Annotated in this window: 2 protein-coding genes and 1 pseudogene; 2 read left to right on the top strand and 1 reads right to left on the bottom strand. The window is 76.3% G+C overall.

Annotation, left to right across the window (positions count from 1 at the left end):
• Positions 1-406: pseudogene (locus tag D8M29_RS11505) on the top strand (hypothetical protein); the annotation flags it as partial.
• A 97-nt stretch (positions 407-503) separates the two neighbouring features.
• On the top strand, positions 504-1,073 hold the full coding sequence (locus tag D8M29_RS11510; RefSeq protein ID WP_010079686.1) for a DUF4190 domain-containing protein: 570 nt from the start codon (positions 504-506) through the stop codon (positions 1,071-1,073).
• A gap of 9 nt (positions 1,074-1,082) precedes the next feature.
• Here D8M29_RS11510 and D8M29_RS11515 read toward each other — a convergent pair.
• Positions 1,083-1,900, bottom strand: an 818-nt coding sequence (locus D8M29_RS11515; protein WP_255420505.1) for an amidase family protein, incomplete at its 5' end; no start/stop codon positions are given.

Raw genomic sequence — 1,900 nt, forward strand, 5'->3', positions numbered from 1 at the left:
GGACAGCCGCGTTCCCGCCGACTGGCTGCTGGCGCAGACCGTGGCCGCCGGCCGCGACGAGGCGCTCGTGCTGGGCACGGTGGACGTGCGCCAGGGACCGCTGCGGCAGGCCTGGCTCCGCGGCTACCGGCACGAGGAGGGGCACGCGCACGTGCACGGGGCGAACTTGGGGCTGCCGTGGTCGCTCTACGAGGCCGTGGGCGGATTCCCGCCGGTGGCCGAGCACGAGGACGTCGGCCTGGCCGAGGCCGTGCGGGCCCTGGCGGGGGAGCGCGACGGTGGTGAGGGCCGCCGGGTGCGCGTGATCGCCACCGACACCACCCGCGTGCTCACCTCGTCCCGCCTGGAGGGGCGGACCCCCGGCGGGTTCTCCGGGTACCTCAAGGCGGTGGGCCGGCCCGGGTGAGGCCGGCCGTGGAGCAGGGGTGCGGGGCCGGGCCGGGTCCGGGGGCACCGCCTAGACTCGGCACCGGACCGCGACGCCCCGAACCGGAAGGACCGTCATGACCGACCCCCACGCCTCCCACGACCCGCGCCGTGAGGCCGCCCGGCCGAGCTGGTACGGGTCCGAGGCCGGTGCGGGCTCCTCCGGCACCGGCTCCTCCGCCGCCGGCTGGCCCGACGCCCCGGCCGGCGACGCCGACCGCGCCGCCTGGGACCGGGCCCCCTCGTACGCCGAGCAGGAGGGGCAGACCCGCCCCGCCTACGGGCAGCCGTACGGCTACGGCCAGGACGCGAACACCGTCCCCGCCTACGGCTACGGGCAGGGCACGCCCGGCCACGGCTTCGGAGCCCCGCTGCAGCCCGGCCAGACCGACGGCGTCGGCCGCTCGGTGGCGTCCATGATCCTCGGCATCATCTCCGTGGTGGGCGGGTTCACGTTCCTCCTCCCGCCGATCGTGGGCGTGGTCCTCGGCCACATCGGCCTCAAGCGCGAGCCCCACGGCCGCGGCATGGCGATCGCCGGCCTCGTGATGAACTACGTGTCCCTCGCCCTGCTGCTGCTCGCCGTCGTGTTCCTCGTGATCCTGGTGATCGCCGGGATCTCCCTGGGCGACTACACCTCGACCTGACCGGCCGGCTCAGCCGGCCAGCAGCAGCTCGAGATGTGCGGCCAGGGCGAGCAGGGGCGCGGACGTGCCGGGCCGACCGATGAGCTGGACGGACCAGTTCAGGCCCCGCTCGTCCCGGAGCACGGGCACCGCGACCGCGGGCAGGCCGAGCACGTTGACCATCGAGGTGTAGGGCGTGAACGCGCACTGCGCCTCGTAGTTGGCCTCGGGCTCCATCGCCAGGAAGTGGCCGACCGGCGGGGGCGCGGTGGCCAGCACCGGGGTCATCACCACGTCGACGGCGGCGAACTGCGCCCGCACCCCGCGCGCCCACTCCTCGAGCCGGTGGGCGGCGTCGTCGAGCTCGGCGCGCCCTGCGGCCCGGGCCGTGCGCAGGAAGTGCGCGGCCACCGCGCCCACGTGGGCCTCGGCGTCCTCCGGCAGCGGCGCCCGGAGCAGTCCTGCGGTCCACACCGTGCGGAAGTCCCGGTGGTAGTCCTCGCCGTAGTAGGGGGAGAGGTCCTCGACCGCGTGGCCGCCCGCGTCCAGGGCGGCGGCGGCCTTCGTCAGGGCGGTGACGGCGGGCCGGGCCAGGGAGATCTCCAGGTCGGGGGCGAACGGCGAGGCCGTGGTGACGCCGATCCGGCGGACGTCGACGGCGTCCCCGGCCCGGGCGGTCTCCACGGTGCGGCGCAGGTCCGACAGCACCCGGCCGGGCAGGCCCTCGGGGGTGAGCATCACGTCGTAGAGCAGGGCGGCGTCCTCGACCGTGTGGGCCAGCGGGCCCGACACCGTGAGGTTGCGGACCGTGTCCGCGTGCTCGTCCATCGGCAGCTCCCCGCGACCGG

The organism is Micrococcus sp. HSID17227, assembly GCF_003989405.1.
Lineage (GTDB): Bacteria > Actinomycetota > Actinomycetes > Actinomycetales > Micrococcaceae > Micrococcus > Micrococcus luteus.

What these genes read in the sequence shown, in the direction of transcription:
- D8M29_RS11510 (WP_010079686.1), top strand. Translation starts at nt 504, where the DNA reads ATGACCGACCCCCACGCCTCCCACGACCCGCGCCGTGAGGCCGCCCGG.